This is a genomic window from Ruminococcus sp. RTP21358st1_G6_RTP21358_211008 (assembly GCF_040908885.1).
Lineage (GTDB): Bacteria > Bacillota > Clostridia > Lachnospirales > Lachnospiraceae > Blautia_A > Blautia_A faecis.
The window spans coordinates 1-21,529 of record NZ_JBDGDM010000057.1 but is presented as its reverse complement, the minus strand read 5'-3'; the positions used below and the strand labels follow the sequence as shown (position 1 = coordinate 21,529).

Here is a 21,529-nt window from a genome sequence, read left to right as displayed (position 1 = left end):
AGAAAATGTTTGATTTTCAGTGCTCAGTCAAACGTTACCATACGTTTTTCGTATCAGACAGTTTCCTGCCGGATACAGTTTCAGAAAAAGAAAAGGAGACACGAATCATGATTATCACATTAAAAGACGGTTCTAAAAAAGAATACGCAGAAGCAAAATCCGTTATCGACATTGCGGCTGATATCAGCGAAGGCCTTGCAAGAGTTGCATGTGCAGGAGAGGTTGACGGAGAAGTTGTTGACCTTAGACATGTAGTTGACAAGGACTGCGAGTTAAGCATCCTGACATTTGAGGATGAGGGTGGAAAAGGCGCTTTCCGTCACACCACATCCCACATTATGGCACAGGCAATCAAGAGACTGTACCCGGATGTAAAGCTTGCAATCGGACCATCTATTGCAGACGGATTTTATTATGATATTGACAGCGAGAACCCGATCACTACAGAGGATCTTGCAAAGATCGAAGTTGAGATGAAGAAAGTGGTAAAGGAAGCACTTCCGATTACCCGTTTTACCAAATCCAGAGAAGAAGCGATCGCATTCTTCAAAGAGAAAAATGAGCCATATAAAGTGGAGCTTATCGAAGATCTTCCAGAAGATGCTGAGATCAGCTTTTATCAGCAGGGTGAGTTTGTTGACCTTTGTGCAGGACCTCACCTTATGACAACCAAACCGGTAAAAGCATTTAAGCTTACCAGCATTGCAGGTGCTTACTGGAGAGGAAGCGAGAAGAATAAAATGCTTACCAGAATCTACGGAACTTCTTTCACAAAGAAAGCAGATCTGGAAGAATATATTACCCGTATGGAAGAGGCGAAGAAACGTGACCACAGAAAGCTTGGTAAAGAGCTTGGTCTGTTCATGATGAGCGACGAAGGTCCTGGATTCCCGTTCTTCCTTCCTAAGGGAATGGTTCTGAAGAATACTCTTCTTGATTACTGGAGAGAAATCCATCAGAAAGCAGGATATGTTGAGATTTCCACACCGATCATGCTGGCACGTCATCTTTGGGAGACATCCGGACACTGGGATCATTACAAAGAAAATATGTATACAACTGTAATTGACGATCAGGATTTTGCAATCAAGCCAATGAACTGTCCGGGAGGTATTCTTGTATACCAGTCAGAACCACGTTCTTACCGTGATCTGCCGCTTCGTATGGGTGAGCTTGGTCTGGTACATCGTCATGAAAAATCCGGACAGCTTCACGGACTTATGCGTGTACGCTGCTTTACACAGGATGATGCCCATATCTTTATGATGCCGGAGCAGATCCGTGAGGAGATCAAAGGGGTTGCAAAACTGATTGACGAGGTATATCAGCTGTTTGGTTTCAAATATCACGTAGAGCTTTCCACACGTCCGGAAGATTCCATGGGAAGTGATGAGGACTGGGAGATGGCTACAGACGCTCTTCGCGGAGCTCTTGACGACCTCGGGCTTAATTATGTAGTAAATGAGGGAGACGGAGCGTTCTACGGACCGAAGATTGACTTCCATCTTGAGGACTCCATCGGAAGAACCTGGCAGTGTGGTACTATCCAGCTTGATTTTCAGCTTCCGCTCCGTTTTAATTGTGAATATGTTGGTGCTGACGGCGAGAAACATCGTCCGATCATGATCCACCGTGTTGCTTTTGGATCCATCGAGCGTTTTATCGGTATTTTGATCGAGCATTTTGCAGGTGCATTCCCAACATGGCTTGCTCCTGTACAGGTGAAAGTGCTTCCGATTTCTGATAAATATATGGATTATGCAGAAAAGGTTGTAAACGAGCTGAAAGAGTCTGGTATTCGTGTCGAAATTGATACCCGTGCTGAGAAAATCGGTTACAAGATCCGTGAGGCAAGACTTCAGAAGATTCCTTATATGCTGGTTGTTGGTGCCAAAGAAGAGGAAGAGGGCAAAGTTTCTGTAAGAAGCCGTTTCCTGGGAGATGAAGGTGCGAAGGATCTTGGAGAATTCATTACTTCTATCAAAGCTGAGATCAAGAGCAGAGAGAATCGTAAGGTAGAGGTTCAGGAAGAGCAGAAATAAGCCGGATTTTCCGAAAAGTTTTAAGTGAATAAATAGGAACGTGATTTCCATATAAAAGAAAGGCGCTGCTGTGAGATGCGGCGCCTTTCTTGAAAATATTAACATTGTTATAAAATATAGCTGGATTAGGTGAAAAAATATATAATCTTGTGAATTATAGCAGATGAATGCATTATTCGGAAAAGTATTTCGCCTTAATTTCCTCCACTGGCATTTCTTTTCCTGTCCACAGACGGAACGCTTCAGCCCCCTGGTAAAGCAGCATATACATACCGTTGAAGGTGCGGCAACCAGCCTCTCTTGCTTCGCGCAAGAATCGTGTCTCACGGGGATTGTAGATCACATCTGACACGATCAGATCCGGATGATAAAGACTGGTATCTTCAATAATGGACCCTTCTGTATCAGGAGCCATCCCCACTGAGGTGGCATTGAGAAGAAGCGCACTCTCGGAGATAGCCTGTGCCAGTTCTTCTTTATCCTTGTTTTCGTGAAGAATGGCCTGGCAGGGAAGAGTGGCGTTGATATTTTCCACCAGCTTCTGTGTGCGGTTCCAGAAACGACTGGTCTCACGGGCAAAAATATGGATTTTTTTTACCCCGTCAAGGGCAGCCTGTGCACAGATGGCAGTAGCTGCACCACCGGCCCCCATGATGGTGATGGTTTTTCCGATCACATCATATCCTGCATCTCTGACAGCCTGCATGTATCCTACACCGTCAGTGTTATAGCCGGTAAGGCGTCCATTGTCATTGACTACGGTGTTCACAGCGCCGATCAGTCGGGCAGCAGGGGAAAGCTCGTCCAGAAGCTCCACGATCTTGTTTTTGTTTGGCATGGTAAGGTTGAAGCCACGGATTCCGCAAGTTTTCAGTCCCATGACAGCAGTTTCCAGATTTTCCTCGTTTACATTGAAGCAAAGATAAGTGTAATCAAGATCAAGAAGATGGAATGCTTCATTGTGCATAAGTGGTGAAATACTGTGTGCCACCGGACTTCCAAGAAGTGCGGTAAGCTGTGTGTGACCGGTAATTGGGATCATAAGGTACCTCCTGAAGTTTCTATTATTTTGAAAGTCCAAGGCAATAGCAGTGACTGATCCGGGGTAGAGCGTGTTTGAAAAATCATTCCCGCAATCTGCACGCCCCACTTTGCGGTATATTTCACCCGAATTCGGTTGCCGTAGCCCGCTACGGCGCCCTCATCCGAGCGAAATCTCCCACAAATTGTGACGCACATCTTGCAGAAAGCCTTTTTCAAACACGCTCTAGTATGAACAGCCTTAAGATATTGGAATATGAACTTTCATTTAGTTTAAAACTGGAAATCATTAAAGCGTTACTAAGTATATATTATTCTATGAGAAAGGAGATGTCAAGAAATGACAAAACCTATTCAGATAAAGAACCTGACCATTGGAGCAGGAATCCCGAAAATCTGCGTTCCTCTTACTGGAACCACCAGAGAAAAAATCTGCCAGGAAGCAGAGGATGCCAAAAAAGCAGCTGCAGATCTGGTGGAATGGCGTGCAGATTTCTTTGAAGAACTGATGAATCCGGAAGCCTGCCAGAATGTGCTTGAAGCGTTGGCAGAAATTCTTGGTGAAACACCACTGCTTTTTACAATCCGGACAAGTGAGGAAGGCGGAAATATTACCATTTCTCTGGAGGATTACGCTGCCTGCAATATAAATATTGCAAAAGGCAAAAAGGCAGACCTGGTTGATGTGGAAGTTATGAGTAATTCGGAAGAGAAGAAAAAGCTGGTGGCAGAGCTTCAAAAAGAAGGAGTCAAAGTGATCGCTTCTTCCCATGATTTCCACAAAACAGACAGTCAGGAGGTTCTTTTAAACCGCTTCCGCGAAATGGAAAAATCAGGCGCTGATATTTTGAAAATGGCGGTAATGCCTCATGGTTTCGAAGACGTGGCAGCAATTATGGAGGCAACAAATGTTATGAGACAGGAGTGCGAAAAGCCTTTGGTATCCATGGCAATGGGAAGTATTGGTTCTATTACCCGAATTTCCGGAGAGAACTTCGGCTCTGGCATTACCTTTGGAACAGTTGGCGCCGCATCTGCACCGGGACAGTTTCCGATTGGAGAACTGAGAAGTCTTCTGGATGCTTTACATGAGAAAAATGAAGAAGACGAATTAAAGCAGTAGAATTAATTTTGCACGAAGCATGAAAAATGAATTGCTTTAATTGAAAATAATATTGACAGAATTAATTTAGAACAAAATAACGAAAAATGGCAGATCATGCTGTCGATTTGGGGCGAGAAATTCTTAGGATTTCCCGCCCCTTTTTGACAAAATCTGCGCCCTCTGTGACCGTATAATGGGTTCACTTACCAAAGTTAAGGATTGACGTTACCGCAAAAGGTAACGGACGACAGGCCACAGGGGGCTTTTTATGTATTATGACGTATACATAGACATCGTCTTTCTGACGAATCTTTTAATGGATTACGTTCTTCTTTGCATTGTAGGAAAGCTTTTCCTGCGAAAAAGAAATCGTGGAAGGATTTTGCTGGCGGCAGCCGTTGGCGCTCTGTTTTCCTGCCTCATTTTATATGTACTGCCGGATATGATTTTTCCTGCAAAGGTACTGCTCCATGGAGGATGTGCCTGGGGCATGCTGGTTCTTGGACTGGATCTTAAGAAAAACGGACTTCTGGTAAAAGCACTGGTGACTGTTTACCTGATGGCTTTTTTCATGGGAGGTCTTATGGAAGCGGCACCTGTAAAAAAGGCGACACCCATACGTTTTTTGATTGTTGCCGCAGGAGCCTACATGGGACTTAGTGCACTGATCTATCTTAGCGATTCTTTCCGTGCCAGATGGAAAAATATTTATCCAGTTACCCTGTCCTATCGGGGAAATGTACAACCGTTTTTCGGGCTTTGGGATACAGGAAATTTTCTTGTAGACCCCATCAGCCAGAAGGAGGTATTTATTATAAAACCGGAGGTTCTGGAAGCATTGCTTCCGCAGGAAAATGCAGACAGGCTGAAACACCTTAAGGAGAACCCAGGGGAGCTGGAAGGTACAGAGCCGGCTGACTTGCATCCGCACTTTTTGCCCTATAAGACAATCGGGGAGGAAGGCGTGCTGTTGGCAGTGGTGTTAGATGACCTTTGTATTCACACTCCCAGGGAGGTGATTCATGTGGCAAATCCGGTGCTGGCGCTGGCCGTGGAACCCTCTGCTTTGGGAAAAGAGTACCAGGTACTGTTGAATTCCAGAATTTTGCATTAGGAGGGGGACTTATTCATGAACAGATCAGCAAGTGCAGCGTATTATCCATTTCAGGTAATGCCCAGATTCCTGCTCGGCAGACAGGGAGAGGTTTATTATATTGGTGGAAGTGATATTCTGCCGCCGCCACTGGAAACACAAAGAGAAGCGAGGATCCTCGAAAAACTGGGTACACCAGAGGAGAAAGAAGCTAAGTCTACCTTGATCGAGCACAATCTTAGGCTGGTGGTCTATATAGCCAAAAAGTTTGATAATACAGGTGTGAGTGTGGAGGATCTGATCTCCATTGGTACGATTGGGCTGATCAAGGCAATCAATACTTTTAACCCGGTAAAAAATATTAAGCTGGCTACGTATGCATCCAGATGTATTGAAAACGAAATTCTTATGTATCTCAGACGTAATAGTAAGACGAAAATGGAGGTTTCCATAGATGAGCCTCTGAATGTGGACTGGGACGGAAACGAGCTTTTGCTTTCCGATATTTTGGGAACGGATGATGATGTAATCTCCCAGAGACTGGAGAACGAGGTGGAAATCAAGCTTCTGGGAAAAGCAATTTCCAAGCTTTCTCCAAGGGAACAGACGATTATCAAACTGCGGTTCGGGCTTGGAAGACAGGAGGGAAGGGAAAAAACACAGAAAGAAGTGGCGGACCTTCTGGGAATTTCACAGTCTTATATTTCCAGGTTGGAAAAAAGGATCATGAAGAGATTGAAGAAGGAAATTGTGAAGTATGAGTAAAAGTGAATAGCTGCAAGTTGAGGCTTTGCATGGTCTGCTTCTGTTGTTCATACTGTCCAGCCTTTCAAATATTTGTGGCTTCTTTGTCCATGTAAGCATGGCTTGGAGGGAATCTTTATCAAAATAACAAAATGGCGCAAGCAGGCTATGGGTTGATTTGGAAATTATACTTAGCGAAAAGAAGGACAGAATATGGGCGTGTATTGGAATAATAACGGCAAAAATGGGAATTCTACAATAGACATAGAGGATAGTTTTATTATTTCATATGTAAAGAAATGGATTTACAGTAAAGGAGACACGCTTATGAATGCCGATGTAGAATTTCTAAACTATGTGTATCAGAATTCCCAGATGGGTATAGACACCTTGGAGCAGCTGCTTGAGATCACGGAAGACGAAAAATTGCAGACATGTCTGGAAAAGCAGATTGAGGGCTATCGGAAGTTTCATAACGAAGCCAGGGATATTCTGAATCGGAGCGGATATGACGAAAAAGGTCTTGGCACCTTTGAAAAAATCCGCACCTACCTTATGGTTAACCTCCAGACCATGGCCGATGACTCCACCTCCCACATCGCCAAAATGCTGATCCAGGGCAGCAGCATGGGAATTACCGAAGCCGTGAAAAAGCTTCATCAGTACGAAAATGACGTGGAAAAAGACATCAAAAAGCTGATGGAACAGCTGCAGGAATTTGAAGAGGAGAATGTGGAGAAACTGAAGGATTTTCTGTAGGAAATAAGGCGGCGGGGGAGATGCTTCCAGATAAGGAAAGTATTTATCCTCCGCCAGTTTTGTGCAAGGATACTATGAAATTACAATTATTCATGGGCTGCTTTGCAAGAAAAAGAGTTCGACATGATTCGACAAATAGCTCGAACGGTAATTCTAAAAAAATAACAAATCCGTAACAGACATCCTAAAAAGAAAAAACAGTTACGGATTTGTTATTTTCGTCAGGAAGTGTCAGAAGGATTTTCCGCCTCCTCTTACTTGACATGCGTTTATGAACTTTGTGTTGTATATTTATCCAGATATTCTTTCGCTTCATTTTCGGAAATCTGAAAATTGGCAATTAGGCTTTGGATAATATCATCTGAGGGAATGTTAAATTTTTTGCAAGTTTTTATCACAGCATGAATGCCATCTTCTAATGTTTCTTTACGAAACATACGCATTGTTTTTTCTTCGTCATATTCATAGATACTCATAGCTTTTGCCTCCGCTCTATTCTTTAGGAGAAAATCCTGCAAGATGTTTTCCTGGATACACTCGGTAATCGTTTTCTCAACTGCGTCAGCTAATGGCATTTCACCAGAATAGGTACGAATGCGTGCTACATATTCAGAGTAATCTCTGAGTGTGTGGCAAGCATTCATTAATTCCTGGTTATGCCCTTTATTGATGTTAAGCATGACGGCCTTCAACTCCAGTGCAGGTTCGTTGCTAGTGGGATGGAATAATTCTGAAAGAAGAAATTCTGCCCTGTCTGGTTGAGACTGTACTCCGTTATAAAAGATAACAAAGGAAGGCAGCGGAATCTGCAGCTTCTTAGAACTATAAATGTTCATGTCTTTTACATAAGCAGAGTAAATATCTGCTATGTACATAAGAAAACGTAAAGGCAGATTGGGATTCACCGTGGATTGCTGCTCATAAAGGGCTAAACGCATATCAATGATAAAAGAAAGATCATTCTCCATAGTCATGTAAATCGCGTTGTCCAATGTAGTAATTGTGAGCATTGCGGGATCATCATAGTAAGTTCCGTTAATTGCATTGTAAAGTTTCAGTAATTCTGATTTGTCATTAAAGATCATTTTGTAAAGCCGATCTTTGTAGATTCGGTTTACTGGTAAAGCTACACTGTTCATAGAAGACCTCCTTATGAAGATGGTGGAAGGTCTATTAATGTAAATCTCTACATTCTGCTCAGAAACCCTCCTGCTGTTATATGGGAAAAGCATGAGATTTCTGAAGTAGCAGAGCGCCGAAGATACCAGAGATGATATCAAATAGACTTACTGAAATGAAATGCTTTGTTATAGTATAGTACATACAGGACTAAAATGCAATAAAAAGAGTTCGACATGATTCGACAAATAATCAGAATAGTAATCCTAAAAAATAACAAATCCGTAACAGACATCCTCAAAAAGGAAAACAATTACGGATTTGTTATTTTCGTCGGGAAGTGTCAGAAGGCAGAGGGATTTTATGATTGGTAAATCCGAGGATATAGTCTGCAGAGACCTGATAGTACTTGCACAGAGCAACCAGATAGCGGATGGGCATCTCATTAGCCCCACGTTCATAACGGGCGTACATAGTCTGAGAAGTACCAAGGTATTCTGCAATCTGAGTCTGCGTCTTATCTGCATCCTCCCGCAAATCGCGAATACGTTGTCTGTAATCCAAGTAATTCCTCCTGAAATGTCAGATTAGAATGACACTTCATTTTTTCTTTTGTATAGTATAAAGAAAAATGTAAAGTAATATACATTTTGAGTAATTTTAGCATAAGAAAAATATTTATTATTGAAAATAGTAAATATATGTACTGGAAATAAAAAGGAATTGTACAAAAAATATACAAAAGTGTAAAAAGAGATGGAATGAAATAGATTTCACATATAATGTAATTTACAGGTATGTTAAGCAGGACTGGCAGTGCCAGTCCTGTTTTGCATATGTTTAAGAATTTTGAGCTATATAGTTGTCCAGATATTCCTGTGCCTGGTTTTCAGAAAACTGAAATTTCGTCATTAGTTTTTGAACAATGGCATCTAAAGAAAGATTAAATTCCAAACACATTTCAATAGTTGCCTGGATTTTGCCATTTCGTTCTCCATCCTCATAACATTCTTTGCGAAACATACGCATGGTTTTCTCTTCGTCATATTCATAAATACTCATAGCTTTCGCCTCCGTTCGGTTCTTAAGTAAAAAATCCCGTAGGATGTTTTCATGGATACATTCTGCTCAGAAACCCTTCTGCTGTTATATGAGAAAAGCATAAGATTTCTGAAGTTGGCAAAGCGCCGAAAATACCAAATAAACTTACAAAAGTAAAATGTTTCATTATAGCATAGTATAAAACGGGCTATTTTGCAAGAAAAAGAGTTTGACATGATTCGACAAATAACTTGCTAAAAATAATAAAATTGTAACGTAGCTGTAAAGTATATTCTCAAGAGGGAAAACTTATGTTTTGGTTTGAAATTAATGGGAAGAGAAAGTTTTACTATTGATTTTAGTAAATATATGTACTAAAATAAAAAGTAAATTATGCAGATTTTATGTATGGACAAGCTGAGGGAGGTTTTGTATGAGAGGAAAAAGAGTGGTTGCGATATTGACCGTTATAATGGTAGTAACTTCGTGTGTGAGTGAGAGCATGCCAATTTATGCGGAGGATTTTATAAGCGAGGAAAGTGAAACACCTGAGTTTTTTGAAGACCAAGACAGCTTTGCTTCAGCAGAGGCTGTTTCGGAAGATTCTATTACAGAGAATGGGGATGGTTTCGTTTCACAGGTCGAAAGTGAACAAGAGGAAGCTGGCAAAGAAAATCAGGAAGAATTAATTTTAATTGATGATAAAACTTTTCCTGATGAACAATTTAGAAAATATATTTCTTCTGTTATAGATGAAAATACAGATGGAAAATTAAGTTCAGAAGAAATTTCCAAGACAAGAGAACTTAATATTTCCAATCAAGGAATTTCCGATCTGGCAGGAATTGAAGTATTCACTAATTTAAAATATTTAGATGGAAGCAGAAATCATTTGGCTTATGTAAAGCTTCCGGATTTTCTCTGGAATGATACGGAAAACGTAAATGAAGAGCCTATAATTATACTTGATGGACAAACTGTCAGTGTCACAGCAGAAAAAGCGGAGGATAATAGGTGGAGTATTTCTCTTGCAGATCTTGTTGGAGCGGAAAATGTAGATAAGATCAGTGATATTGAATGTCCAGTTGAAATGGAAAATGATAATGGAAAACTTGAAGTTTCAATAGAAGTAACAGCATTTCCATGGGTCACATACAATTATTCAATTGGAAATAATGTCAAAGAATTATCTATGGATGTTAAGATAAACATAAATATCAAAGAAAATGTGGAGTCTGGTACTGCAAATGAAACTAACAATTGTGATGCGGAAAACACTTATGAGGATTTTGAATACATATTTGGAAATACAGGGGAAGTTACAATTACGAAATATAAAGGAAACCAAAGTAACCTTGTGATTCCAGAAGAAATGGATGGATATAAAGTTACAGGAATTGGATATATGGCATTTTATGGATGTGAATTTTTAGTTGATGTCGAAATACCAATAACAATGAGAGAAATAGGTGATTTGGCCTTTAGTGCTTGCAATAATTTGGAAAAAATAAAGTTAACAAATGGAGTTGAGCATTTGGGATACGGATTTATTGGAGGATCAAAAGTAAAGAGTATTAAAATTCCAGCTTCAGTTAACTCCAGTGGTGTGTCAAATAGTTTTGCTTGTGGTGCTTTAGATAGTGCAAATAATTTGAAAGAAGTGGTATTCGAAGAAGGAATTCAGTATATACCAGGAAATATATGTTGGAACAATGTGGAAAATAAGTCTTTAAAGAAAGTTGTATTTCCAGAAAGTGCACAAGAAATTGGAGAGTATGCATTTCGGAATTGTATTGGGATAGAAGAGATTATATTTGGAAAAAATATTCGTAAAATTGACAGATGGGCTTTTAGTGGTTGTGCGGGATTAAAAAAGGTAATATTTCAGGAAAATGAAGGTATAAAGGAAATTGGTGATGAGGCGTTTGGAGGTTGTACTGCATTAGAAGCATTGGAATTGCCAGAGGGAATTCAATATCTGGGATACGGTTTTATTGGTGGAACTCAAATAAAAAGTATTCAAATTCCTTCCACAATTCGGTCGTGTGGTGTATCTAATGGTAGGCGAGAGGGGGCGTTAAGTGGTGCAGCAAAACTAGAAGAAGTAATTATATCTGATGGAACACGATATGTACCAGGAAATATATGTTGCAATTATATTGAAAATACATCCATAAAGAAAATTGTAATTCCAGAAAGTGTAAAATCAATTGGAGAAAATGCATTTCAAAATTGTGCAGGAATAGAAGAAATTATATTTGGAAAAAATATTAATGAAATCGGCAGAGAAGCGTTTCGTGATTGCACAGGTTTGAAAAAAGTAATATTTCAGGAAAGTGATGAGACTGAAAAATCCTCTGTAAGTATAGGATATAATGCATTTAATGGTTGTACATCATTGGAAACAATTACTTTATCTTCAAATATAGGAGCGATTGGCGATGATGCATTTTTGTGCTGCAGTAATTTGGAAGAATTGGAATTGCCAGAAGGAATTACATATCTAGGGTATAGTTTTATTGGTGGTACAAAAATAAAAAGCATTAAGATTCCATCTACGGTAACGTCATGTGGTGTCTCTAATAGTATGGGGTATGGAGCTTTAAGTTATGTAACGCAACTAGAAGAGATAACATTTGCAGACGGAATGGAATACGTACCGGGAAATATATGTTGGAATTTTGCGGAAAATACATCTTTAAAGAAAATAGTGATTCCTGAAAGCGTAACGGAAATTGGAGAAAATGCATTTCGAAATTGTGCTGGAATAGAAGAAATTACATTTGGAAAAAATATCAGAAGAATTAACCGAAATGCTTTTAGAGAATGTAGTGGATTGAAAAAGATTGTATTTCAAGAGAATGAAAAAGAAATTGAAGTTAATGGAGAGTTGAGAAAATATCCAGTAACGATAGAGTCTGGTTCCTTTTGGTATTGTGGGTCATTGGAAGCGGTAATATTATCTTCGAATGTAACTGAAATTGGAGACTATGCATTTTGTGGTTGTAATAGTTTAGAAGAATTAAATTTACCAGAAGGAGTACGACATCTGGGATATGAGTTCATTATTGGAACGAAAATAAAAAGTCTTCGTGTTCCGTCTACAGTTGGTTCAAGTGGAACAAATAATAGCTTGGATGGTGGTGCATTAAATGATGCTGATGTTGAAGAAGTAATATTTGCAGAGGGAACGAAATATATACCAGGAAATATATGTTGGAATCGTGTAGAGAGTACTTCTTTGAAGAGAATAGTAATTCCAGAAAGTGTTAAGGAAATTGGAGAACGTGCATTTCAAAATTGCTCAGGAATAGAGAAAATCACATTTGGAAAAGATATTAGGAAAATTGGTCGAAGCGCTTTTAGAGGATGCAATGGATTAAAAAGAATTGAATTTCAAGAAAATGAAAAAGAAATTGAAGTAAGTGGAGAGATAAGAAAATATCCAGTGACAATAGAGGAAGGAGGATTTTGGTGGTGTGAGTCATTGGAAGAGGTGGTATTATCTTCGAATGTGACTGAGATTGGGAACTATGCATTTTGTGGATGCAGTAGCTTAGAAAAAATAAATTTGCCAGAAGGAGTAGAATATCTGGGATATGAGTTTATTAGCGGAACTAAAATAAAAAGTCTTTTCATTCCATCGACAGTTGCAGCAAGTGGAACAACGAATGATTTATGGGGAGGAAGCGCATTAGGGACTACAGATAGTATAGAAGAGGTAATATTTGCGGATGGAATGGAATATATACCAGCATATATATGCTGGAATCGAGATGAAAATACATCCTTAAAGAAAGTGATAATTCCAGAATCTGTTACTGAAATTGGCGAAAGAGCATTCGATGGTTGTAAAAACATAATCATCTACGGCTATACCGATTCCTATGCTGAAACGTATGCAACAGAAAACAATATCCCATTTGTATCTCTTGGGGAAAGCATTGGCAACTGTGATTACGATTACTCTTCCGAACTGGACAAATGGTTGCTTAACAAAGGAACTAGCAACAGCTTCAATTACCTGGTGAAAGAGACAAATTTCCTGTGTCCGGTTTCGGTTGTGGCAAATGATGCGGATTTTGCGGCAGGGGTGACAGAGGCAATTTCTAATTTGACTTATCGGGGACTGGATGGCTGGAAGGAGCTGGCGAATGGTGCTACATCCCGGGATCAGGCAAGAGAAATTCTGGTTGCTCTGCTTAACGCGCAGAGTGCAGATGTAAGAGGCTTGGCAGAAGAAGAGACAGGTCAGAAATTGTCCAAGCTATTTGTTAAAACATTCCAGAAAGGTAACTGGGCTTACGCTACAGCATTTGGTTTAGACAGTACGGAAATCAATCAGTTAGCTTCTATATGCCAGGAAGATAAAATTGCCGATTTCTTCGCTGACGATAATTATGTTAGTATATCAGGTTATTTACAGATAAAAGGGGGCTTTGCTGAGGATTCTAAAGTTGTGAAATGTATCGAGAGTTTTGGCGCATCTAAGGAAATGATGACAACTTTATCCGATGAACTTGAACTTTGGGGCAATGTTCTTAAGATAGGCTCAATTACGGAGGAAACTATAAATTATATATATAATATCAAGAGCCTTTTGGCAGCAGATGAAATGTACTCTGAAATGTTGAAGTATATACAGAGTAATTGTCCATACATACCAGTGAGAGATGCAGCAGGAGATCTTTATGATGTAATTCATGGCGGTGCTACAGAGCAAATACGCTATGCGGCAAGAAGTATAGCGGAAGCAGTGGAAGAAAAGGCTGTTGACGCAGCTCTGAAGTTTCTGATGAAATCCGTACCATACGGAGAACTTATAAATGACACCTATCACTACGCTGTAGACCTTTCAAACATGTTGTTTAAAACAAAAGATATCCAGCAGCAAAAAGATAATATGCGCTGTGTTGCCTATGCCAGCCGATATATCAGCAGATGGATGATCGACTGCCGCTCAAAATATTTGACTGGCGCGGCTCCTGAAAAATCAGCAAATGCCAGAAGAACCGTTTACGGTTACTATATGTTACTCCAAATAAGAATATCCGGTGAAGAGAGTTTCCAGAAACTTATGGAAATTACGAAGAAAAATAATAAGAGAGCATATAACGTTTCCAAAGGGATTATTGAGACATTAGAGTCAAATAAGAAATGGATGAAAGATTCTGGTGTATTAGATGAAATGTCCACTTCTATAGTTGCCTGCCCAGTAGATGTCAGCATTTATGATGCTGATGGAAACTGTGTGTATACACTTTATGATGGCGCAGAAACTTCTGGATACCTGAATGGAATTTATTACAGCGTTTCCTATCAGCCGTTAGAGGATGATTATATAAAAATAGTTCGTATTCCGGAAAATAGTGGATATACATTAAAGTGTACCGCAAACGATCTTGGCACTGTAGATTATTCTCTGCTTACAATATCCGATGACGGAGAAATGCAGCAGCAGGAAATTGATAATATTCCAGTTGATGAGGGAAATGTAATTCGGATATCTGACATTTCAGGCGGAGATACAAAGTGTAGTTTGGAAAAAAATGGGGAAACAGTAAAAGAATATAAGCCGCAGATTGTTTCAAATGAATATGTCCCAGTTGAATCCTTACAGGCAGAAATAACAGAAGTGAGTTTAAAAGTAGGGGAAAAGTCTTTATTAAATGTTCAGATTTTACCAGAAAATGCAACGGAAAAACAAATTGTCTGGAGTTCGTCAGATGAGGGAATTGTAACTGTTAATTCAGATGGTGTTATCGTTGGAAAAGCAGTGGGAAGTGCGGATGTAACAGCAAAAGTTTTAAATGAAGAAAAGACACTGACATTTAACATCAGGGTAGTGCAGGAAAATCAAGCAGATTCAAGTCCGACCCCGAGTATCACCCCAAGTGCAACGCCGAGTCCGACTCCGAGTGCAGCTCCAAGTACAACACCAAGCCCGACTCCGAGTGTAGTTCCAAGTGTAACACCAAGTCCGAGTGTAGCTCCAAGTGCAACACCAAGTCCAAGTCCGAGTGTAGCTCCAAGTGTAACGCCGAGTCTCACTCCAAGTGCAGAACTGAGTCCTGCGCCAAGCACAGCGCCGAGTCTGACTCCAAGTGTAGCACCAAGCGCAACGCCGAGCCCATCCCCATCTCAGCCTGGCAAGTGCATACATAATTGGAGTACCTGGGAAGTGGTACAAAAGGCAGATGTATTCAATCCCGAAAAACAGGAAAGAACCTGCACATTATGTGGAGAAAAAGAGCAAAAAACAGTTGGAGAGAAACTTACTCCGGTTATTGAACTTAACGCATCCGCTGTTGTCCTGAAAGTAAAACAATCTACAAGCGGATTGAAAGTGACGAAAATAGCGGAGGGTGATTCCATTGTAAGCTGGAAGTCAAGTAACCCTAAAGTTGTAAAAGTATCTAAGAAAGGAAAATTGACAGCCAAGAAAGTTGGAAAAGCCACTGTAACCATAACCCTAAAAAGCGGTGGCAGCAAAATAATACCTGTAAAAGTTCAAAAGAAGGCAGTTAAAACAACTAAAATAACAGGTTTATCATCCCAGATGACTTTGAATAAGGGAACACAAAAAGTGCTGAAACCAATAAGACAGCCATTTACATCTGTAGAAAAGATCACTTATACATCATCTAACAGGAAAATAGTATCCGTAACATCGAAAGGAAAATTGAAAGCATTAAAAGCAGGTACTGCAAAAATAACAGTGAAAGCTGGAAAGAAAAAATTTGTAATAAAAGTCACAGTTCCTAAAAAGAAAAAATAGAGGAGGATATCAAAATGAAGAACAAAAGACTTGCAATTTTACTCAGTGCTGCAATGACACTTACGTCATTGCAGATAGGTGGAGCCCTGGTGTACGCGGAAGATTTTTCCGCAGAGGATTTCGTAAGTGAAGATTCATTTACGGATGAATCAATAGAAAATGACACGGAAATGGATGCTTTTGCTGATATAGCGGACGATGACTTTTCTTCGGGAGCAGATGACGCAGAGGCATTTTTTGCCGAGGTTGAGGAAGAAGCAACAAATGAGGTATTGTCAGAAACTTCTGGAGTTGATATAGTAATTAATGAGGATAATTTTCCAGATGATTTTTTTAGAGAATATGTTGCGGGGGATTTTGACTCCAATCAAGATGGTGTGCTAAGCAGTTCAGAGGCTGCAGCGGTTACTTCGATGACAGATTTATATGGAGAAAATATTTCAAGCTTGAAAGGAATTGAGTATTTTTCCAATCTGCAATATCTGGATTGCAGTGAGAATTATATAGAGACATTAGATGTTTCTAATAACACTGCTTTAATTAAATTGTCATGTTATACAAATAACATAAAAGAACTGGATCTTTCACATAATGCGAATCTTGAAATTTTAAACTGTGGAGAAACGGAAATCAAAGAGCTGGATTTGAGCAAAAATACAAAATTAAAAGAACTCGACTGCAGTTCACTTGACTTGGAAAATCTGGATGTGAGCGGTTTGCCAATGCTAGAAGATTTGGTATGCTGTTATAATAAGCTGCAGGAACTGGATTTAACAGGCAATCCGAAACTGGTGTATTTGAATTGTGCTCACAATCTTTTTACAAGATTGAATCTTAGCAATAACAGTAAGCTCCAAAAACTGGATTGTAGCAGAAATTTATCGTTGACAGAACTTGACGTGCAAAATCTGAGCGATTTAGAAGAACTTCGTTGTAGCAATGACGATTTATCATCTTTGGATGTAACACAGAATTCAAAATTGAGAGTTTTGGATTGCTTCTGGAATAAATTGAATAAACTTGATCTGAGTAATAATTCTAAATTGGAATATCTTTCTTGTGGTGACAACAAGCTGACTGCACTTGACCTTAAAAATCAGCAGTTGCTTGGATGCGATAGAGATGAGGAAGACTGGACAGAAGGAACTGAATATATTCAGAGATTTTCGTCTTCTGCCGCAGGCAGTGAAGCAAACGGATGGTCACTTGATCTGGGAGTAATTCTCGGAAGTGAGAATCTTTCAAAAATAAAAACAATAGGAAGCACCACTGGTGTAATCAGCGAGGAAGAGGACAGTGATTCGTGGAATAGTGCTTATGTAAGCCTGAAAGCAGATAAACTGAACTGGTCGTATGATTATAAACCTCAATATATTTATTTGCTGCTGGATACCGGATATACAGGAAAATATTATAAGGATATCAATCTGGAAATTGTACTTTCTGTCTCCTATAAGGACAAACAGGATCCTGTAATGGAAGATGATAACTTCGTATATGAAAATAACGAAGACGGCACGGTTGCTGTTATTAAATACAAAGGTCAGGAAAAAGATGTTGCAATTCCGGAGACTTTTGATGGAAAGAAAGTCACACAGATTCGATGTGGAAAAGATGGTATTTATGGTGTTTTTGCTGGAAAAGATATTACAAGCGTGACCATGCCAAGTATTGAACTTATTGGAATGACTACCTTTGATAAATGTACGAACTTAAAAACTGTTTATATGCCAAATGTTAAGAACATAGGTTTGAGTGCATTTGCAGGCAGTGGAGTTACAAGTATTGATGCCCCATTGCTTACCGGAGTCTTACCATATGTGTTTAGTGATTGTATTAATCTGACCACGGTAAATATGCCAGAGCTTACCCGGATTTCCCAGTATGGATTTTATGGCTGTAAAAACCTAAAAGAATTTTCCTGCTCTGAAAAGATAACAACATTAATTTATGGGGCACTTAGTAATACCGGACTCACTTCTATCAAACTGTATGGTAATGTTGAAATATCGGGAGAACAGGCTTTTGGATACTATGAAGATGAAAATGGAAACAGGGTTCCGGTTCCTGGATTTAAAGTGTATGGAGAAAAAAGTACAACCGTAGAAGAGTATGCAAAAGCAAACGGTTTTGAGTTTATAGATATTAATTCTCAGCCGGTAACCTGTGCACACCAGTGGGAAGAAATTACAGAGGCTGCAACTTGTACAAAAGAGGGATTAACTTATAGAAAATGTAAGCTTTGTGGGGAAAAAGAAGTTGGCAGTGAGAAGACTCTTCCAAAAACAGAACACAAAACTTCTGTAAAGAACCAGAAAAACGCTACTTGTACAGAAAAAGGATATGCTGGAGATAAAGTCTGCGATGTTTGTGGTACTGTAGTAGAAACTGGAAAAGAGATTCCGGCGACAGGTCACAAAACCTCTGTAAAGAATCAAAAAACAGCCACCTGCACAGAAAAAGGTTATACTGGAGATAAAATCTGTGACATTTGCGGTGCAACTGTAGAAAAAGGAAAAGAAATCCCAGCTGCAGGACACAAATACGGTGATTACAAAGTAACCAAAGCGGCCACGATTTTTGAGGAAGGAACTGAAAAAAGAGAGTGCAGTGTATGCAAAGCGCAGGATTTCCGGGAAATTTCAAAGCTTGCTTCCAGCGTGAAGCTGACGGCTACCAGCTTACCAGTACAAGTAAAGAAATCTGTTTCAGCAAGTGCTCTCATTGCAAGTATGGAATCTGGTGACAGCATTGCATCCTTAAAGACAAGCAATGCCAAAGTAGCAGCAGTCAATAACAGCACCTTCAAGATCACTGCAAAAAAAGCAGGAAAAGCAACGATCACCGTAACATTAAAGAGCGGAGCTTCTGCTAATATCACAGTGAATGTAAAGAAAGGAAAAGTTGCTGCAACCAAGATTACAGGAATCAAGAAAACTGTAACGCTCAAAAAAGGCAAAAAACTGACCTTAAAACCAGTCCTGAGTCCAATCACCTGCACAGTAAAAGTAACCTACACCAGCTCCAACAAAAAAGTAGCCACTGTTTCTGCCAAAGGTGTGGTCAAAGCACTCAAGAAAGGGAAAGCAACTATCAAGGTAAAAGCTGGAAAGAAGACTGTAACATGCAAAGTAACAGTTAAATAGGAATGATAAAACGACGGTTCAAAAATAGATGTTTTAAAAGACATTTATTATTGAACCGTTGTTTGTATATTCTTTTCTTTATATTACGCCCCTTTGGGTTATATATAGAAATTAGTTTATGAATTTTGAGCTATATAGTTGTCTAGATATTCCTGTGCCTGGTTTTCAGAAAACTGAAATTTCGTCATTAGTTTTTGAACAATGGCATCTGAAGAGAGGTTAAATTCCAAACACATTTCAATAGTCGCCTGGATTTTTCCATTCCGTTCTCCGTCTTCATAACCCTCTTCCCGAAACATACGCAAGGTTTTCTCTTCATCATATTCATAAATACTCATAGCTTTCGCCTCCGCTCGGTTCTTTAGTAAAAAATCCCGCAGGATGTTTTCATGGATACATTCGGTAATTGCCTTCTCAACTGCGTCAGTCAGTGGCATTTCAGCAGAATAGGTACGAATGCGAGCAACATATTCGGAGTAATCACGAAGGGTATGACAGGCATTCATTAATTCCTGGTTATGCCCCTTATTGATGTTAAGCATAACCGCTTTCAATTCCAACGCTGGTTGGTCGGTTGTTGGATGAAATAACTCTGAAAGAAAAAATTCTGTCCTGTCTGGCTGCGACTTCACACCATTATAAAAGATTACGAAGGAAGGCAGCGGAATCTGCACTTTCTTGGAACCATATATGTTCATGTCTTTCGTATAGGCTGAATAAATATCTGTTATGTACATGAGAAAGCGTAAAGGCAGGTTGGGATTTACCGTGGACTGTTGTTCATAAAGTGCCAGGCGCATATCGATAATAAAGGAAAGATCATTTTCCATTGTCATATAGATTGCGTTATCCAATGTAGTAATTGTTAGCATTGCAGGATCATCATAATGAGTTCCGTTAATTGCATTGTAAAGTTTCAGTAATTCTGATTTGTCATTAAAAATCATCTTGTAGAGTCGATCCTTGTAAATACGGTTTACAGGTAAAGATACATTGTTCATAGAAGACCTCCTTATAAAGATGGTGGAAGGCCTCTTAATGTAAATCTCTACATTTTGGTCAGAAACCTTCCTGCTGCTATATGGGAAAAGCATGAGATTTCTGAAGCGGCAGAGCGCCGAAGATACCTGAGATGATATTAAATAGACTTACTGAAATGAAATGCTTTGTTATAGTATAGTGCAAACCGGGCTGCTTTGCAAGAAAAAGAGTTCGACATGATTCGACAAATAATATTTAAAAAGCAGATATATGGTGTTGAATCTGGTATATATATGCATTAAAATAAATTTTGAGGGAGGGAGATTAGAGAATGAAAAATAAGATAAGAGAAAATTTGATTTTAATAGTTATACTGGTACTGCTAGTTACTACAGTAAGGGTTGAAGCCGCCCAGCAAAAAGCTTATATGATCCGGAATGGCCGCCTATGTGATATGAATGGAAGTCTTTATACTGGCTGGCGAGTTGAGAATGGTAAAAAGTTCTATTACGATAATGGCAAATCCTGCAAAGGATGGAAGAAAATTGGCAGGCAGTATTATTACTTTGACGGAAAGCATGGACTGGCTAAAAATAAAATTGTAGGCTCCAAGAAAAACGGATATTATTATGTGGACAAAAAAGGTGTCAGAGTAACCAATAAGGAAATAAAGCTGACCGTGGATTTTGTAATGAAAAACTCTGATGCCAAATCTACGCGGCGACAGAGATTAAAACAATGTTTTAACGCATTATGCCAGTACCCGTATTTTGCCCGGGTTTATGTGGTAAAAGCCTCTAATTTGCCTTCGTTTGCACGAACTATGATGACCACCGGGCGGGGAGATTGTTATTATTATGGAACAACGATGGCATATATTGCCAGAGTACTTGGTTATGACAGCAGAGTGGCAGGCGGTGGAGTTACTGCACACGGTCCATGGTATCCAAAGTCAGAACATGGATGGTGTGAAGTAAGAATAGGTTCAACCTGGCGAATGATTGATTGCAGTATGCAAAGGGCTCATACAAATTATAATCTGTTTTTGGTGAAAAGATCAGATTATCCTTTCTGGCTTCGTTGTGATAAGGTGTATACACTAAAGGTAAAAGATGGGAAAACGAGTTGGAAATAAGAATGTATTAAAAAGTTAAAATAAGTTGCACAAAAAAATATAAACTTTTTTGTAAAAAGTGCTTGACGATTCCTTACGGCAGTGGTATAGTAAATAGGCTGTCGCAAGGAATTGCTTCTGAAATACTGAAAAATAAAATAGTTTTCAGAAAATTTGAATTAAATGTTGACAATCGACTGAACTTATGATAAAGTAATCAAGTCGCTTGAACAGAACGACAGAAACAAACAACTTTATACAGCTTCTTGAAGGTCTGAAAAACTTTTGAAAAAAGTGCTTGACAAGATTTGAAAGATATGATAAAGTAAACAAGCTGTCGCAAAGAGATGACAGACAAACAACCTTGATAACTAAACAGTGAAACACATACGATTCTCGAAAATTCTTAACGAATCATCATTCAAAAGAATGAACTTTTTATAACAGTAATGACGAGAGATAACTAAGCTAGTTGGTTGTCTTGAGTGAATCAAACACTTTATCAGAGAGTTTGATCCTGGCTCAGGATGAACGCTGGCGGCGTGCTTAACACATGCAAGTCGAAC

Annotated in this window: 15 protein-coding genes and 1 rRNA gene; 10 read left to right on the top strand and 6 right to left on the bottom strand. The window is 39.3% G+C overall.

Features of this window, described 5'->3' with window-relative positions; all coding sequences use genetic code 11:
- The first annotated feature begins 104 nt into the window (after positions 1-104).
- Positions 105-2,042: a threonine--tRNA ligase gene (gene thrS / locus AB5Z12_RS17770; RefSeq protein WP_347709132.1), complete on the top strand. Its 1,938-nt coding sequence runs from the start codon at positions 105-107 to the stop codon at positions 2,040-2,042.
- Between the two features lie 172 nt (positions 2,043-2,214).
- Here the strand turns inward: thrS and AB5Z12_RS17765 are convergent, their stop codons facing one another.
- Positions 2,215-3,084, bottom strand: coding sequence for a shikimate dehydrogenase (locus AB5Z12_RS17765; protein WP_118578501.1), 870 nt, complete (start codon positions 3,082-3,084; stop codon positions 2,215-2,217).
- Positions 3,081-3,281, bottom strand: coding sequence for a DUF6783 domain-containing protein (locus AB5Z12_RS17760; RefSeq protein ID WP_306467801.1), 201 nt, complete (start codon positions 3,279-3,281; stop codon positions 3,081-3,083). The genes AB5Z12_RS17765 and AB5Z12_RS17760 overlap by 4 nt, the downstream gene beginning before the upstream one ends.
- Between AB5Z12_RS17760 and AB5Z12_RS17755 the strand changes: the two genes are divergently transcribed.
- The 5 genes from AB5Z12_RS17755 to AB5Z12_RS17735 all read left to right on the top strand — a co-directional run bounded on the left by AB5Z12_RS17755 (position 3,201) and on the right by AB5Z12_RS17735 (position 6,784).
- Positions 3,201-3,584 (top strand): DUF6783 domain-containing protein, encoded by a 384-nt coding sequence (locus tag AB5Z12_RS17755; RefSeq protein ID WP_308768491.1) that lies wholly within the window; start codon positions 3,201-3,203, stop codon positions 3,582-3,584. The genes AB5Z12_RS17760 and AB5Z12_RS17755 overlap by 81 nt on opposite strands.
- Entirely contained in the window at positions 3,469-4,206 is a 738-nt protein-coding gene (aroD, locus tag AB5Z12_RS17750; RefSeq protein ID WP_308768490.1) for a type I 3-dehydroquinate dehydratase, read from the top strand. Before AB5Z12_RS17755 ends, aroD begins: the two co-directional genes overlap by 116 nt.
- Before the next feature lie 250 nt (positions 4,207-4,456).
- Positions 4,457-5,302 (top strand): sigma-E processing peptidase SpoIIGA, encoded by an 846-nt coding sequence (locus AB5Z12_RS17745; protein ID WP_173772879.1) that lies wholly within the window; start codon positions 4,457-4,459, stop codon positions 5,300-5,302.
- 57 nt (positions 5,303-5,359) lie between these two features.
- Complete coding sequence (gene sigE, locus AB5Z12_RS17740) at positions 5,360-6,046, top strand: RNA polymerase sporulation sigma factor SigE (protein ID WP_173772878.1); 687 nt, start codon at positions 5,360-5,362, stop codon at positions 6,044-6,046.
- Between the two features lie 306 nt (positions 6,047-6,352).
- On the top strand, positions 6,353-6,784 hold the full coding sequence (locus AB5Z12_RS17735; RefSeq protein ID WP_368357075.1) for a hypothetical protein: 432 nt from the start codon (positions 6,353-6,355) through the stop codon (positions 6,782-6,784).
- Positions 6,785-7,053: 269 nt separating this feature from the next.
- Here the strand turns inward: AB5Z12_RS17735 and AB5Z12_RS17730 are convergent, their stop codons facing one another.
- From AB5Z12_RS17730 to AB5Z12_RS17720, 3 genes are all read right to left on the bottom strand, one after another.
- Positions 7,054-7,923 (bottom strand): hypothetical protein, encoded by an 870-nt coding sequence (locus AB5Z12_RS17730; RefSeq protein WP_252210588.1) that lies wholly within the window; start codon positions 7,921-7,923, stop codon positions 7,054-7,056.
- A gap of 304 nt (positions 7,924-8,227) precedes the next feature.
- Positions 8,228-8,467, bottom strand: coding sequence for a helix-turn-helix domain-containing protein (locus AB5Z12_RS17725; RefSeq protein ID WP_215661140.1), 240 nt, complete (start codon positions 8,465-8,467; stop codon positions 8,228-8,230).
- 276 nt (positions 8,468-8,743) lie between these two features.
- Positions 8,744-8,965 (bottom strand): hypothetical protein, encoded by a 222-nt coding sequence (locus tag AB5Z12_RS17720; protein WP_215661142.1) that lies wholly within the window; start codon positions 8,963-8,965, stop codon positions 8,744-8,746.
- Positions 8,966-9,377: 412 nt separating this feature from the next.
- On the opposite strand from AB5Z12_RS17720, the gene AB5Z12_RS17715 reads away from it, so the two are divergent.
- Positions 9,378-15,722: a leucine-rich repeat protein gene (locus tag AB5Z12_RS17715; RefSeq protein ID WP_368357076.1), complete on the top strand. Its 6,345-nt coding sequence runs from the start codon at positions 9,378-9,380 to the stop codon at positions 15,720-15,722.
- Positions 15,723-15,736: 14 nt separating this feature from the next.
- Positions 15,737-18,868 carry a leucine-rich repeat protein gene (locus AB5Z12_RS17710; protein WP_215661146.1) on the top strand — a complete coding sequence of 1,044 codons (3,132 nt, stop codon included), beginning with the start codon at positions 15,737-15,739 and terminating at the stop codon, positions 18,866-18,868.
- A 116-nt stretch (positions 18,869-18,984) separates the two neighbouring features.
- On the opposite strand, the gene AB5Z12_RS17705 is transcribed toward AB5Z12_RS17710, so the two are convergent.
- Positions 18,985-19,869, bottom strand: coding sequence for a hypothetical protein (locus AB5Z12_RS17705; protein WP_215661148.1), 885 nt, complete (start codon positions 19,867-19,869; stop codon positions 18,985-18,987).
- 311 nt (positions 19,870-20,180) lie between these two features.
- On the opposite strand from AB5Z12_RS17705, the gene AB5Z12_RS17700 reads away from it, so the two are divergent.
- Both AB5Z12_RS17700 and AB5Z12_RS17695 read left to right on the top strand, forming a co-directional pair.
- A complete protein-coding gene (locus tag AB5Z12_RS17700; protein ID WP_368357077.1) occupies positions 20,181-20,984 on the top strand; it encodes a transglutaminase domain-containing protein in 804 nt (267 codons plus the stop codon).
- A gap of 478 nt (positions 20,985-21,462) precedes the next feature.
- Positions 21,463-21,529 (top strand): 16S ribosomal RNA (locus AB5Z12_RS17695); the annotation flags it as partial.

Excerpts from the sequence above, each read along its gene's own strand:
- AB5Z12_RS17765 (WP_118578501.1), bottom strand. The coding sequence starts at position 3,084 with ATGATCCCAATTACCGGTCACACACAGCTTACCGCACTTCTTGGAAGT.
- AB5Z12_RS17760 (WP_306467801.1), bottom strand. The coding sequence starts at position 3,281 with ATGTGCGTCACAATTTGTGGGAGATTTCGCTCGGATGAGGGCGCCGTA.
- AB5Z12_RS17745 (WP_173772879.1), top strand. The coding sequence starts at position 4,457 with ATGTATTATGACGTATACATAGACATCGTCTTTCTGACGAATCTTTTA.
- sigE (WP_173772878.1), top strand. The coding sequence starts at position 5,360 with ATGCCCAGATTCCTGCTCGGCAGACAGGGAGAGGTTTATTATATTGGT.
- AB5Z12_RS17735 (WP_368357075.1), top strand. The coding sequence starts at position 6,353 with ATGAATGCCGATGTAGAATTTCTAAACTATGTGTATCAGAATTCCCAG.
- AB5Z12_RS17730 (WP_252210588.1), bottom strand. The coding sequence starts at position 7,923 with ATGAACAGTGTAGCTTTACCAGTAAACCGAATCTACAAAGATCGGCTT.
- AB5Z12_RS17720 (WP_215661142.1), bottom strand. The coding sequence starts at position 8,965 with ATGAGTATTTATGAATATGACGAAGAGAAAACCATGCGTATGTTTCGC.
- AB5Z12_RS17715 (WP_368357076.1), top strand. The coding sequence starts at position 9,378 with ATGAGAGGAAAAAGAGTGGTTGCGATATTGACCGTTATAATGGTAGTA.
- AB5Z12_RS17710 (WP_215661146.1), top strand. The coding sequence starts at position 15,737 with ATGAAGAACAAAAGACTTGCAATTTTACTCAGTGCTGCAATGACACTT.
- AB5Z12_RS17705 (WP_215661148.1), bottom strand. The coding sequence starts at position 19,869 with ATGAACAATGTATCTTTACCTGTAAACCGTATTTACAAGGATCGACTC.
- AB5Z12_RS17700 (WP_368357077.1), top strand. The coding sequence starts at position 20,181 with ATGAAAAATAAGATAAGAGAAAATTTGATTTTAATAGTTATACTGGTA.